Origin of the sequence: Myroides oncorhynchi (assembly GCF_020905415.1) — a bacterium.
GTDB lineage: Bacteria > Bacteroidota > Bacteroidia > Flavobacteriales > Flavobacteriaceae > Flavobacterium > Flavobacterium oncorhynchi_A.
Genome location: NZ_JAJJMP010000001.1, coordinates 367,501 through 381,527 on the forward strand (window position 1 = coordinate 367,501; position 14,027 = coordinate 381,527).

Annotated in this window: 9 protein-coding genes, 2 tRNA genes and 2 rRNA genes (1 of these 13 running past the window's edge); 1 reads left to right on the top strand and 12 read right to left on the bottom strand. The window is 34.6% G+C overall.

What is annotated here, in order from left to right:
- The 9 genes from LNQ81_RS01450 to aspA all read right to left on the bottom strand — a co-directional run.
- Nucleotides 1–682 (bottom strand): 23S ribosomal RNA (locus LNQ81_RS01450) (it extends 2,213 nt beyond the left edge of the window).
- Nucleotides 683–816: 134 nt separating this feature from the next.
- A tRNA-Ala gene (locus tag LNQ81_RS01455) sits at nt 817–890 on the bottom strand.
- Nucleotides 891–973: 83 nt separating this feature from the next.
- Nucleotides 974–1,047, bottom strand: a tRNA-Ile gene (locus tag LNQ81_RS01460).
- A gap of 76 nt (nt 1,048–1,123) precedes the next feature.
- Nucleotides 1,124–2,641, bottom strand: a 16S ribosomal RNA gene (locus tag LNQ81_RS01465).
- The 16S and 23S rRNA genes sit together here with 2 tRNA genes alongside, the layout of an rRNA operon.
- A 673-nt stretch (nt 2,642–3,314) precedes the next feature.
- A complete protein-coding gene (locus tag LNQ81_RS01470) occupies nt 3,315–4,232 on the bottom strand; it encodes an IS1595 family transposase (RefSeq protein WP_229944311.1) in 918 nt (305 codons plus the stop codon).
- A 597-nt stretch (nt 4,233–4,829) separates the two neighbouring features.
- The gene (locus LNQ81_RS01475; protein ID WP_229944397.1) at nt 4,830–6,029 is read right to left on the bottom strand and encodes a porin; all 1,200 of its coding nucleotides are present in this window, start codon (nt 6,027–6,029) and stop codon (nt 4,830–4,832) included.
- Between the two features lie 47 nt (nt 6,030–6,076).
- The gene (locus tag LNQ81_RS01480) at nt 6,077–7,426 is read right to left on the bottom strand and encodes an anaerobic C4-dicarboxylate transporter family protein (protein WP_229944399.1); all 1,350 of its coding nucleotides are present in this window, start codon (nt 7,424–7,426) and stop codon (nt 6,077–6,079) included.
- 107 nt (nt 7,427–7,533) lie between these two features.
- Nucleotides 7,534–8,604: a type II asparaginase gene (locus LNQ81_RS01485; protein WP_229944400.1), complete on the bottom strand. Its 1,071-nt coding sequence runs from the start codon at nt 8,602–8,604 to the stop codon at nt 7,534–7,536.
- A gap of 15 nt (nt 8,605–8,619) precedes the next feature.
- Complete coding sequence (aspA, locus tag LNQ81_RS01490; RefSeq protein WP_229944402.1) at nt 8,620–10,029, bottom strand: aspartate ammonia-lyase; 1,410 nt, start codon at nt 10,027–10,029, stop codon at nt 8,620–8,622.
- A gap of 731 nt (nt 10,030–10,760) precedes the next feature.
- Between aspA and LNQ81_RS01495 the strand changes: the two genes are divergently transcribed.
- Nucleotides 10,761–12,437 (top strand): outer membrane protein assembly factor BamB family protein, encoded by a 1,677-nt coding sequence (locus LNQ81_RS01495; protein WP_229944404.1) that lies wholly within the window; start codon nt 10,761–10,763, stop codon nt 12,435–12,437.
- Between the two features lie 52 nt (nt 12,438–12,489).
- Here the strand turns inward: LNQ81_RS01495 and LNQ81_RS01500 are convergent, their stop codons facing one another.
- The 3 genes from LNQ81_RS01500 to LNQ81_RS01510 all read right to left on the bottom strand — a co-directional run bounded on the left by LNQ81_RS01500 (nt 12,490) and on the right by LNQ81_RS01510 (nt 13,916).
- On the bottom strand, nt 12,490–12,864 hold the full coding sequence (locus tag LNQ81_RS01500; RefSeq protein ID WP_229944406.1) for a DUF2752 domain-containing protein: 375 nt from the start codon (nt 12,862–12,864) through the stop codon (nt 12,490–12,492).
- A 12-nt stretch (nt 12,865–12,876) separates the two neighbouring features.
- Entirely contained in the window at nt 12,877–13,227 is a 351-nt protein-coding gene (locus LNQ81_RS01505) for a CD225/dispanin family protein (RefSeq protein WP_229944407.1), read from the bottom strand.
- Nucleotides 13,228–13,331: 104 nt separating this feature from the next.
- On the bottom strand, nt 13,332–13,916 hold the full coding sequence (locus LNQ81_RS01510; protein WP_229944409.1) for a cell wall assembly protein: 585 nt from the start codon (nt 13,914–13,916) through the stop codon (nt 13,332–13,334).
- Nucleotides 13,917–14,027 lie beyond the last annotated feature (111 nt).

The following is a 14,027-nucleotide window of genomic DNA, read 5'->3' on the forward strand; positions in this document are numbered from 1 at the left end:
AAAGCGCCCTATTAAGACTCGCTTTCGCTACGGATCCATGACTTAATCACTTATCCTTGCCAGCAACGGTAACTCGTAGGCTCATTATGCAAAAGGCACGCCGTCACTTCACGTAGAAGCTCCGACCGCTTGTAGGCGTATGGTTTCAGGATCTATTTCACTCCGTTATTCACGGTTCTTTTCACCTTTCCCTCACGGTACTGGTTCACTATCGGTCTCTCAGGAGTATTTAGCCTTGGCGGATGGTCCCGCCGGATTCAATCAAGGTTTCACGTGCCCCGACCTACTCAGGATACCACTATTCTTATCTTCTCTTACTTATACGGGACTATCACCCTCTATGGTCTACCTTTCCAAGTAGTTCTAATTCAATCCGCAAGAAATATCGTGGTCCTACAACCCCAAAATTGCCGTAACAACTTTGGTTTGGGCTATTCCGCGTTCGCTCGCCACTACTTGCGGAATCACTTTTGTTTTCTTCTCCTCCGCCTACTTAGATGTTTCAGTTCAGCGGGTTCGCCTCCTTATTGGATACTATGTCTTCAACATAGTGGGTTGCCCCATTCGGATATCTACGGATCAATTCGTGTGTGCCGATCCCCGTAGCTTTTCGCAGCTTATCACGTCCTTCTTCGCCTCTGAGAGCCTAGGCATTCCCCATACGCCCTTATTTTGCTTATGTGCTTACAATTCTTTCGAATCGTACTTTCTATAAATTTTAATATATTTCTATATCTTGTTTGTATTCTTTTCTAACTTTATTTTGTTAGTTAAGTTATCAATATGTCAATGATCGTTTTGGCTTTTAAAGCCTAGTGGAGAATATCGGAGTCGAACCGATGACCTCCTGCGTGCAAGGCAGGCGCTCTAGCCAGCTGAGCTAATCCCCCGTTTTTTTCTATCGGTATCACTACCACAAAACGGTTAGCTAACCTCTAGTATTTCCTTTTAATACATAACCTTAAGTATTTAGTAGTCCCGGGCAGACTCGAACTGCCGACCCCTACATTATCAGTGTAGTACTCTAACCAGCTGAGCTACGAGACTCTATACTTATTGTTTGTATCTTTTTTTTGGTATTAACAGCGAGAGTAAAGTTATTATAATCCTAATTATTCTCTAGAAAGGAGGTGTTCCAGCCGCACCTTCCGGTACGGCTACCTTGTTACGACTTAGCCCTAGTTACCAGTTTTACCCTAGGCAGCTCCTTGCGGTCACCGACTTCAGGTACCCCCAGCTTCCATGGCTTGACGGGCGGTGTGTACAAGGCCCGGGAACGTATTCACCGGATCATGGCTGATATCCGATTACTAGCGATTCCAGCTTCACGGAGTCGAGTTGCAGACTCCGATCCGAACTGAGACAAGCTTTGGAGATTCGCATCCTGTTGCCAGGTAGCTGCTTTCTGTACTTGCCATTGTAGCACGTGTGTAGCCCAGGACGTAAGGGCCGTGATGATTTGACGTCATCCCCACCTTCCTCACGGTTTGCACCGGCAGTCTTGCTAGAGTCCCCGCCTTAACGCGCTGGTAACTAACAATAGGGGTTGCGCTCGTTATAGGACTTAACCTGACACCTCACGGCACGAGCTGACGACAACCATGCAGCACCTTGTAAATTGTCCGAAGAAAAATCTGTTTCCAAATCTGTCAATCTACATTTAAGCCCTGGTAAGGTTCCTCGCGTATCATCGAATTAAACCACATGCTCCACCGCTTGTGCGGGCCCCCGTCAATTCCTTTGAGTTTCATTCTTGCGAACGTACTCCCCAGGTGGGATACTTATCACTTTCGCTTAGCCACTCAGACCGAAATCCGAACAGCTAGTATCCATCGTTTACGGCGTGGACTACCAGGGTATCTAATCCTGTTCGCTACCCACGCTTTCGTTCATCAGCGTCAATAAATACGTAGTAACCTGCCTTCGCAATTGGTATTCCATGTAATATCTAAGCATTTCACCGCTACACTACATATTCTAGTTACTTCCATATTATTCAAGCTCTGCAGTATCAATGGCCGTGTCCTAGTTAAGCTAGGAAATTTCACCACTGACTTACAAAGCCGCCTACGAACCCTTTAAACCCAATAATTCCGGATAACGCTCGGATCCTCCGTATTACCGCGGCTGCTGGCACGGAGTTAGCCGATCCTTATTCTTACGGTACCGTCAAGTCTCTACTCGTAGAGAGGTTTCTTCCCGTACAAAAGCAGTTTACAATCCATAGGACCGTCATCCTGCACGCGGCATGGCTGGTTCAGAGTTGCCTCCATTGACCAATATTCCTCACTGCTGCCTCCCGTAGGAGTCTGGTCCGTGTCTCAGTACCAGTGTGGGGGATCTCCCTCTCAGGACCCCTAATCATCGTCGCCTTGGTATGCCGTTACCATACCAACTAGCTAATGATACGCATGCCCATCTTATACCGATAAATCTTTATTATTAATGTGATGCCACATCAATAAACCATGGAGCATTAATCCGAATTTCTTCGGGCTATTCCCCTGTATAAGGTAGGTTGCATACGCGTTACTCACCCGTGCGCCGGTCTCAAAGAAGCAAGCTCCTTCTACCCCTCGACTTGCATGTGTTAGGCCTGCCGCTAGCGTTCATCCTGAGCCAGGATCAAACTCTTCATCGTATATTTTTAATTTCGTAAATTAAAAACTATAATCCAAATCTTGCGATTTGCCTTACTCTCTTATTTGTATGCTGTCAATCCAATATGTCTATGAACGTATTCTTCTATCCTATCTCACTTCTGTTTCAAAGCGAGTGCAAAAGTAAAAAACTTATTTGAATTAGCAAAATTTATTTTGAGAAAATTTAACCCCTCTTTTTCACTAACCCCTCGTCTTTACTGAAGCGGACTGCAAAGATACTACCTTATTTTATTGTTATCCAAATTTATTTTTATAAATTTTTAAAACTATTTTTTAGTAATACTTGCTTCACTATTTTTATATGATCGTCTGCTTTTCGATCCCTAGTTACCGTAGTAACTACTTCTCTAATGCGGATGCAAAAGTAGCATCTTTTCCTTTACTTGCAAACTTTATATTGCCTTTTTTTGAAAGTATTTTATAACTCGCTATTATCCGACGTTTTAGCTAGTAAAGTTTTTTTTGCCTTTGGCAGGTTTCTCTTGTGGATGTGCTTCTGATAGGGGTTTTGATGTTGTAGTCTATATATTATAGTGTACTCTTATATATAGCGAGCTTGTTTTGGTTGCTTTCTATTATATCGCGTCCTGAGGCTGTAATACCTATTGTAGTTAAATATTGAGATTTTAAATTCTTTCTTATGTATGTCCGTTATTTGTCATAAGCTGTAATATTGGCAATAATAAGCCTATCAAAGAGCTTTTCACCAAAGTATCTTCTATTAAGTTTATAAACGAATTCATCTAAGTAAGCTTGAAGGTATTTTCGTTTAATTTTATGGTAATTTCCCAGTAGATTTCTTTTAGCATTACTGATAGCTATATGTACCCATTTTAGAGTCTCTTTTGTTGTTTGTTCTGATGATTTTTCAGTAATATGTATCTGAACAAAATCTGAAATATCTACATAAGAAGTACTCTTATCAGTTAAGACAATGCTACTTTCTTCAATATTTTTCCTGATCATTTCATTAACACTTTCAGCTTTATGATCTTCTAAAACAACAGCTTTAAAAAAGCGTACATGATTTTGTTTTTCACCTGTTTCTATGTTCTCTAAAACTGTACTTTCAGCCATAATAGCAACATTTTGAACACCTGTAGATCCTCGACCACTTTTAGTTTTAGATTTCTCTATTTCAGATGTTTCTACTTTAAAATATCCCTCATCCATCTCTAACATTCCCTCTAAAGTATACTTGCTATCTCTATTACCCATTGCCTTGCGAAGCTTATGTACCATTGCCCATACTGGCTCATATCTTTTTAGTCCTAATTGCTTTTGAATTTCTAAAGTTGAAAAGCCTTTTTTAGTCGCTGTCATTAAGAACATTGTCTTATACCATATCAAAAAAGATAGTTTTGAATGCTCCATAATTGTACCACTTTTTAAAGTCATACGAGAACGACATTTTTTACATTCATAACTCCATCTACTTTGAATCCAATAGTGGGCATCATGACCACATCTTTGACAAGTAACTCCTAACTTATCACGTTGCTCTTTAAAATGTAAACGGCAAGCTTCTTCACTTGTAAATTCAGCCGAAAAGGTAAAAAGGTTTAGCATGACTTTCTTATGTTTTAGACTACAAATATAGCATTATGTCGTTAAACGGAGATACATTTCTTTCTTTACTCTTATATATAGATAGAAATGCGAATACCTCTTATATAACGTGTTTTTGATTAATTGTACCTTACTTTCTTGTTTTGGGCTGTGTATATTCCTTATTATGTACGTTTATTGTGTTGTTTACAGCTACTTTTTTCTGTTAATCTCTTCTATTTTAACCTTCTACCTAGCTTTTGGACAAAAAGTGGTATAGTTTTTTTCGTTCTCATTATGTGTGTTTAAATTTACAACTAATTGTTTTTCAATTATTAATACATATTTCTACTATTTTCCTATAAATTGCCTAATACCTCCTAAGCCCAACAAACATCTACCTCTATACCATCCCCTTCAACATTACCACAAGATTGCTCTGCTAGAAGAGCCTTTTATTGAAAAACTCTTGAAGAAGTGTTGAAGAGGCTGCTGTTCACTAAAGTGCATAAAAAAACCCGAAGCGAATAGCTTCGGGGTCTTATTTAGTATATATTGAAGTTAAAAACTATCTGATCTTTAAATATTGTGCTTCATTAACTCTGAAAACAATTTTATTTATAATATCAATAGAGGAGCTATAAATCCAATAGTTAGGCGTCCTGTATTATAGTTCTCTAATCCAAGATTATTTTTTGCATAAGAAGAGTAGTTATAATACCTACCAACGTAAGACATATAGAATCTTATATTCATATCCTTAAATGGCAAATATTGAATAGCAGGAATAAATCCATAACTAGTACTCAATCGATCGGTTCCACTATTTGTGCTTTCAATATTTTTACCATAAGCATTACTTGTCATCAAAGTAAGAGATAAGTTAATCTTAGGTGTCACTAAATAATCAGCTCTTAACCAGTTATCCATATAAGCAACATCTTTAGCTAAGACATCTCCCTTATAACCAACAACATTACGCTCCGCATTTGCATTAATAATACGAGAAGTTATACCTTTTCTATCAATGTCTTCATGACTATATTGAAAATCATACATTAATGTTAACTTGCTATCTTGATATTTATTACCAAGAGACACATAATTCATTGCATTACTCTTAGCTTCTTGAAAATAACTGTAACTATAGTTTGTTTCAAATTTTCCATCAAAAAAACTACCTCTCCAATTACCTACAAAAGCAAATGGTGCTTTTGCTTTTTCTAAAGCTGAAATATCATACCCTACATATTGTTCTTCAAAAGACTTAGTACGCGAATTTAACACCTGGAATCCAAAAGAGTGTCCATTTTTTAGTTTATGTGTAATACCAACACCTGTAAGGAAATTATCAGCATTATTCAACATATCATTATATTCTAAGATATCGATTGGATTTAGATCGAACTCGAACCCTCCCCAATCAGCACTCATCTTACCAATATCTAATCTTGTATTAGGAGTTAGATATACGCCAATAAATGCCATATCTGTTCCTCTACTAATATGATCACGACTACCTATTTCAGATTGTTGTGTATATCTATCACGGAATCTAAAATAAACACGATCATGAATCTTTCCCTTAATCTCTAAACGAAATTGGTTATTATTAAATTCCGAATTAGTAAATGTTCCATCTTGAAAATGATTATCAAGACCAAAACGCGTATTAAAAATAACGTCAACATTTTCTAATAACTTTTGTTTTTTTATTGAAATTATTGGTTTAGAGATAGTATCTAAAGTAGTCTGGGATTCTTGAGCAAAAACACCGACTTGCGTACATAGCATTAATGCTAAAATAACTTTTTTCATTGCAATTTTTTTATAATTATTTATTTGTCTTTCACTTTATTCAAAACCTATAAGAGTACAGCTCCAAGTAAAAAACCTGCAGCAATAGCTGTACCGATAGCAACTATACCTGGAATCATAAAACTGTGATTTACCACAAACTTTCCAATCTTAGTACTTCCTGTTCGGTCAAAATTAATTGCAGCTAACAAAGTTGGATAACCTGGCAGTACAAAATCAGCATTTACTGCTGGGAAAATAGCTATCAATGCGGGGTGGGATAACCCTAACGACATTCCTAAAGGCATCATTGTTTTAGTAGTTGCAGCTTGACTAAACATCAGAGCTCCTAAAATAAATACAGCAATTGCAAATGTCCAAGGATGAGCAGATACTATATCTGTCATAAAAGCTTTAATCACAATCTCATTATGAGCCATAAATGTTGAACTCATCCATACAACACCAAATACTGATACTACAGCTGTAGCCATAGAACTAAACAAACTTACTTTAGTAACATCTACTGCACTAGTTTTAGTAGAAATCATCATTAATGCAGAAGCAGTCAATGTTATCATACTAATAACTGCAACCATTTGTAACTCGCCATTTGCTTTCAACACTAAACTTGCTGCTCCAGGTTCGAAAACAGGTAACAACTGTGGAAATGCTCCTGCCAATACAATCATCAATACGGCAATAGAAAATATGACAACAGAAGTCTTCGCTCCTTTTTTCAATGTTTTTTGCTCTCCTGCTGAATCATTAGAATCTAAGCTTTTGGCAAATTCAGGGTCTTTCATTTTTTCTAAGAAAATAGGATCTTCTGATAATTCTTTTCCTTTTCTAATTACAGAAAGACAACCTATAAAAATTCCAATAAGACAAGCTGGAATACAAACTTTCATAATATCTATTAGTGCACCAGGGTAAGCTAAAATTCCTGCGCCAGCAAAAGCGGCAGTAGCAGCACTCATTGGGCTACCAGTAATAGCTAAATGCGATGCAATAACAGATATACTCAGTGGACGCTCTGGTCTAATCCTTTTTTTAGCGGCTACCTCTGAGATAATGGGTAACAAAGAATATAACAAGTGAGCAGTTCCAGCAAATAAACAGAAAAAGTAAACTGTAAAAGGTGCTATAAACACTATATTAGAAGGATTGCTACGAATAACCTTTTCTGCTAATTTTACTAAATAGTCCAATCCTCCACAAGCTTGTAAAGTAGCAGCAGTAGATACAATAGCCATAATAACAAGCATTACATCTATCGGTGGATCACCTGGTTTCATACCAAAAATGAATACAAAAATGCTCAGTCCGACCATTCCCATAACACCAAGACCAATCCCTTTCATCTGTGATCCGATAAGAATCATTCCTATCAGGATACTAAATTCAAGTAATAACATAACTAAACTGTATTAGTTGAGATTTTATAAGTAATTAAAAAAGGAGCTCAAACTGCAAAAAGTCAGTAGCGCTCCTCTTATATTTAGTTACTACAATCCATATTTACTTAATATTTGAAAAACATATCTTGAACAACACCACTATCTTGTGTTTGTGTTAATGCAAGCATTAAAAGAACTCTTGCTTTTTGCGGATTCAAATCATCTGCTACCACAAAACCTAATGCTTTATCGTCTACCTCATTAAATAAAGTAACTCTACCAGCACCAGCTCTAGCTGCTCTACACACAATAATACCAGACTTAGCAGCATCAGTTAAAGCTTCTCCTACTGGAGCATTAAAGTTTCCATTTCCCATACCTGCATATACAATACCTTTTACTCCTTCTTCCTTAGCGGCTGTAACAGCTTTAGGACTAGCATCAGCATATCCATAAACAATCTCTACTTGAGGTAATTTAGTTAATCCCTTAACATCAAACTTTTTCTCTGGAGATCTCAGTGACTTGTAATAATAACTTACTTTACCATCAAAGATTAATCCTATAGGTCCAAAATTTCTAGATTGAAATGTAGCCATATTAGTTGTAACTGTTTTAGTCACATCTCTTGCAGCGAATACTGCTTCATTCATAGCGATGACTACTCCAGCTTCTTTACTATTAGGAGATGCAGCTACCATAACAGCATCTAATAAGTTTCTATTACCATCTTGACTCATTGCAGTAGCAGGTCTCATTGCTCCTACTAATACTACAGGTTTTTTTGAATTAACCGTTAATTCTAAAAAATAAGCTGTTTCTTCTTGAGTATCAGTACCATGAGTAATTACTACACCATCAGCCTCATTTTTCTCAAAGATTTCATTGATACGGTTACTTAATTTTAGCCAAGTCTCAACATTCATATCTTGGCTTCCTATCTGTGCAATTTGCTCTCCTTTAATTTTTCCAAGCTTGTGCATTTCTGGTACAGCATTCAAAAGATTTTCAATTGGAATTTTTCCAGCAGTATAAGCTGCCTTAGTAGAAGATTCACCAGAGCCAGCAATTGTACCGCCTGTAGCTAAAATGATTACACGTGGTTCTTCTTTTGTTGTGTTTGTAGCCCCTTTTGTTTGAGCTTGCATTTGGAATGCTAATAAAACACCAAATACTAAACTAAATACCTTTTTCATTGTTACTATATTAAATTAAGAATTAATCAATTTTGGGTCAATCAGATTTTCTAAAGAATAAATCTCATCCCACTTCTCTTGTGATATCAATTTACGTTCCAAAACTACTATTTCATGAATACTTTTTCCAGATAGTAAAGCCTCTCCAGCTACACTAGCACATGCCTCATATCCCAATAGTGGATTTAACTGAGTTACTATACCAATACTACCCATTACTAATTCTGCACAATGTTTTTCATTAGCAGTAATACCAACAATACATTTATCTATTAAAGTTTGAATTGCATTACCTAGGTACTCAAATGAAGTAAACATTGCAAAACCGATTACTGGTTCCATAACATTTAATTGTAATTGTCCTGCCTCTGCTGCAAGAGTCACCGTTAAATCTTGTCCTATCACATAAAAACATGTTTGATTTACGACCTCTGGAATTACTGGGTTCACCTTTCCAGGCATAATAGAAGATCCAGGTTGCATTGCAGGTAGGTTAATTTCGTTAAACCCTGTACGAGGTCCTGAACTTAACAAACGTAAATCATTACATATTTTAGACGTTTTAACTGCTACGCGTTTTAAAGTTCCCATAATTTGAACATAAGCACCTGTATCACTAGTAGCCTCTATTAAATCAGGAGACAATACTAAAGGTAATTTTGTTTCCTTTGCCAAATACTCAACACATAAACTAGGATAGCCTTCAGGAGCATTCACCTTAGTACCTATAGCAGTTGCCCCCATATTTACCTCTAAAACTAGTTTCTGAACTTCTCTAAGTCGAGCTAAATCCTCGCCAATGGTAGTTGAAAAAGCATGAAATTCTTGTCCTAAAGTCATTGGTACAGCATCTTGTAGCTGAGTACGTCCCATTTTTAACACTTTAGCAAACTCATCTCCTTTAACAGCAAATGCTTTTTGCAATTTATCTATTACAACACAAAAATCCTCTATTTTATTATAAAGCGCTATACGGAAAGCGGATGGATAAGCATCATTAGTAGACTGTGAACAGTTCACATGATTATTAGGGTGTACATATTGATACTCTCCTTTTAAATGCCCTAAGTGTTCTAATGCAACGTTAGCAATTACTTCATTAGCATTCATGTTCACAGAAGTACCTGCTCCACCTTGAATTAAATCACTTACGAATTGGTCATCATATTTACCTGCAATAACTTGATCACAAGCAAAACAAATAGCATCAGCAACCTTAGCGTCTAACACTCCACAATCTTTATTAGCTAAAGCTGCAGCTTTTTTCACCCAACCTAATGCTTTGATAAATCCTGTTTCCTTATTTAAAGTAAGTCCTGTGATATTAAAATTTTCAACAGCTCTAAATGTCTGTACTCCGTAGTATAAATCATTTGGAATTTCTAACTCACCTAAAAAATCATGTTCCTTTCTAGTACTTTTCATTTTTTTACTTTTAAATTATTTATAACAATCAGTGCAATTATAATTGCGACTGCTCTTTTATTTCATATCAAAATTCATAAAATCAAATAATTTTAAACATGATATATATCTTGTTTTATTTTATTTTTTCAGCTTAACTAGATAGTAAATACTGATTATAATGCAATATACATCTATTAAATTTAAGAAAAATAAAACAACAATAATGAGCTATAAATTTTATAAAATGACAATATTTGAATACATACATAAATCTACAACTAATTTTAACAAAATCAAGCAATAATAAATAAAAAATATTGAATTACAAAATCAACAAAAAACACGTTTTAAAAGCCATTATACTATTAAAAAAGTAATTTGACTCAAATTAGATTATTTATAAATACTCTAAAACAAATGAAACAAATGTAAAAATCACAAAATCAACGAACAAAGACAGTTTCAATTAATTTTTAACTTAATTTTACAAAAAAAATATTGTAAAAAGAATACTACTCATTACACTTGCTCTTACAGCAAGTTTATCTTATGCCCAGCGACAAGCTGACATAACAACTAAATTCGAAAGTAATATCGAATCAATCAGTTTAGTTCCTTATTCTGGCGATGTTATTGTCTAAGACAAGAACACTATTACTAATTACAATCCTAGTACAAATAAAACTACATGGTCTATCAACAAGAAAGATTATCAAAGTGATTATAAATCAACGACCCAAGGAAGTATAATGTCTTACTTCGAAGAAGTAGTTACAGAAATAGAAATACTACCTAACTCTCCTTATGCTAGAATCACATTAGATAATAATGACTTAGTTATCAATATTCTAGATGGTATAGTACTTTACAACTCTAAAGAAGCTAAAGCTAGAATAATCACAACTAACTTTATTATAGAGGATAACGCTATACTAATGCTTACAGCAGATGAAACAGCTTTTAATTTTTTATATTTATCTCCTTCAGAGAAAAAAGTAAAATGGATTACAGAAGTAGGTACTCAAGAAAAAATGTCTATGTTTAAATCACTCTTTGTTGGAGCAAATGAAACAGAAGACAAAATCCTAAAAGTAAACAATGATCTATATGTAACTGTTAAAGGTTTCTTGTTTCATTTAAAAATAGATAGTGGAGAAATCACATGGAAAACAGATTATAAAATCAATAGTTTTATCTTATCTCAAAACTTACAGAATATTATCACCATCACGAACACTACCTCTCTACTAAGCACTAAGACTACATTAAACATTTTAAATACAAGCAATGGAGAAAAATTATGGAAGAATGACGTAAGCACTAAATTCTTATCCTACCCAGAAGATTGGAATGATAGAATATTAATCGCACATAATTCTGGCTTTAACTTCTACTCTTATACTGATGGAAAAAAAATGTGGAAAAAAGATACTAAAGGTAAATCTATAAAAAGAGTGATACCAGTAGATAATAATTATCTATATATAGCAGACACAGAAATGAATTTAGTAAATCAAGAAGGTGTAGCTCAGTGGAAAAAATTTATAGAAATAGCTGATAATTCAGAGGATGAAATCTACTTCTTAGACAAAATAGATAACAACAGATTATTATATCTAACCGATACTTATGGTAATATGGTAGACTATACATCAGGGAAAAAAATATGGAAAAGAAATATCAAATTCAGTAAAAAAAGACCTATAGCTGTAGGGCATAACGAAAAAGACAATGTGTTCTTAGCATATAATCACCGTAAAATATACAAATTTGACCCTAACTCGAATGATGCTCCAGAGCCTATCGGAGACAAAATAGATGTACAGAATGACAAAACTATTTCAAGTTTAGAAGTAATCAATGGGTCAATTATATGCATTGTAGGACAAAATGATGTAATAGGTGTTGCTCCTGATGGGAATGTTATTTATCACAATACATATAAAGAACCAGGAGAAGCAGGAAGACGTTTGCTAAAAACTGCAGCTATAACAGCTAAGACTTTTGGAAATATCAGCAATGCTAAACACAATATGGTAGCTAACTCTTCTTATTCAGTGAGCTATAGAGATAACAATGGAAGAGTGGTAGAAAGTAAAGATTATGTATTCAGTGAACAAGATAGAGCTAAAGCACAAAAAAACATGGATGCTCAGCAGTCTGTTATGAATGATATAGACAGTGAATTAATGCCTAAAGTTAAACACAGATTTAATGCGTTAAAACAAACAGCTGAATATGCTTATGTTTTTGCTAGAGGAACTGAAGGAGAAACTACCCAACTAGTAAAAGTGAGAAAAGCAGATGGCAAAGAAGTAGATAAAATATCTATAAGTAATAATAAACCTCTTTATGAGATAGATCCTGCTACTGGAAGTATATACTATGTATGTAATAATGAATTAAGAACATTCACTGCAAAATAAAACATCTTATATAACAATAACCCCCTTAAGAAAATTAAGGGGTTATTATTTATTACAAGTTTCTTCCTATCCAGAATGACACAACAATCACAATCAACCCATAAGCAAACCTTCTAGGTAATGTATACTTCTCTTGGTATCTATTATTTTTCACTATATACACTTCTATTATCGAAATATAGAAATATATAAGTAGTGGTACAAATATTAGAATAAAGCTATTGTATTTAATAGCAGCCCTCACATTGCCTTGAAGCAAAAACTGAACAGCTCGCTGTCCGCCACATCCAGGACATAACCATCCGGACTGCTCATAAAAGTAACATGTCTCAATATCAAAAACTCCATTCCCAAATACCTTATAGTAATAATATAATATTACGATAATAGGCACTAAAAACATTAAGCGTATACTCCACTTTCTCATTACCTAAACCTACTATCTTACCCCACTCATACTTTCCTTTTTCACCATTTCTAGGAAAGCACCAACTCCCCCAGCCTCCATAACTACATAAACGGTATAGAGTACTGCTAAAAGTACTAGTCCAAAAATAATGTAACAAATTTTTTTTACTGTATTAAAAGCCACAATAGCTCCTTGATAATCTCCATTACTTATTTTATAAGAAGACTTTTTAGCAAAACCAATTGCTATTAAGCCCAAGAAAAAACCTATAAAAAGAAAGGAATAAATACCTACTACAGTAGCTACAATGGCTAATGTAAGATTGCTCTTGGGTTTTTCTATTACTTTCCTATGCTGTTCATCTAAATGTGTAACTTCCATATTCTTTATTTATATTCAGCAAAATACTTTATTTTAAAGTTACGAAACAAAAAAAGAGAGGACCCCTCTCTTTTATATTTTTATATACTATCAAGTAATCTTACTTACTCTTCAAATCTACTTATAAACTCAGCTAAATCTTTAGCATATTGTTGTTGAGCTGACGAAATAATATCATCAATCGCTTCAATGGTAAGAATAGGTTTTAATTTAGCCTCTGTGCGAAGCCAATCTAAGTACTCCTTATTAAACTCGGCAGCTTCGAACTCTGCTTCCTCTATTAATTCTTCTTTATCTTGAAAATAAAACTCATCCATAAATACTACTGGCTCAACATCATATGCAGAAATCTGTAATAACTCTTTTACATTTTTAGACACAACAAATACTCCGCCTTCATCTCCAAAAACTACAATAGGGCAGTCTTCTAAACTTTTAATTTCCTTATTTTGTATCCAAAAAGCATATACACTACCTGTACTATTAGCTTCTGCAAAAGGAATAAACGAATTAATAAAGTCATCTTCTTCCGAAATTGACTCTAATATACCTACTTCTTCATCTATTAAATAAATAGCGTTAGAATAATATGATGGAATTGTCTCTAATACTTGAAATTCCAATAGACTTTTAATTTCACTAGGTACTTTATACCCTTTAAATAATTCAGTAAATTCTTCTTTTACCATTGTGATGTTCATTTTCGCCTAATATCAGGCTTACAGATTTTAAAAAATTAAACTAATGTAATACTCTATTCTTCTTTACTACATCAGAGTATTACTTTGATACAATAAAGA

Excerpts from the sequence above, each read along its gene's own strand:
- LNQ81_RS01495 (WP_229944404.1), top strand. The coding sequence starts at position 10,761 with ATGTCTTACTTCGAAGAAGTAGTTACAGAAATAGAAATACTACCTAAC.
- LNQ81_RS01470 (WP_229944311.1), bottom strand. The coding sequence starts at position 4,232 with ATGCTAAACCTTTTTACCTTTTCGGCTGAATTTACAAGTGAAGAAGCT.
- LNQ81_RS01475 (WP_229944397.1), bottom strand. The coding sequence starts at position 6,029 with ATGAAAAAAGTTATTTTAGCATTAATGCTATGTACGCAAGTCGGTGTT.
- LNQ81_RS01500 (WP_229944406.1), bottom strand. The coding sequence starts at position 12,864 with ATGAGAAAGTGGAGTATACGCTTAATGTTTTTAGTGCCTATTATCGTA.
- LNQ81_RS01485 (WP_229944400.1), bottom strand. The coding sequence starts at position 8,604 with ATGAAAAAGGTATTTAGTTTAGTATTTGGTGTTTTATTAGCATTCCAA.
- LNQ81_RS01505 (WP_229944407.1), bottom strand. The coding sequence starts at position 13,227 with ATGGAAGTTACACATTTAGATGAACAGCATAGGAAAGTAATAGAAAAA.
- aspA (WP_229944402.1), bottom strand. The coding sequence starts at position 10,029 with ATGAAAAGTACTAGAAAGGAACATGATTTTTTAGGTGAGTTAGAAATT.
- LNQ81_RS01510 (WP_229944409.1), bottom strand. The coding sequence starts at position 13,916 with ATGGTAAAAGAAGAATTTACTGAATTATTTAAAGGGTATAAAGTACCT.
- LNQ81_RS01480 (WP_229944399.1), bottom strand. The coding sequence starts at position 7,426 with ATGTTATTACTTGAATTTAGTATCCTGATAGGAATGATTCTTATCGGA.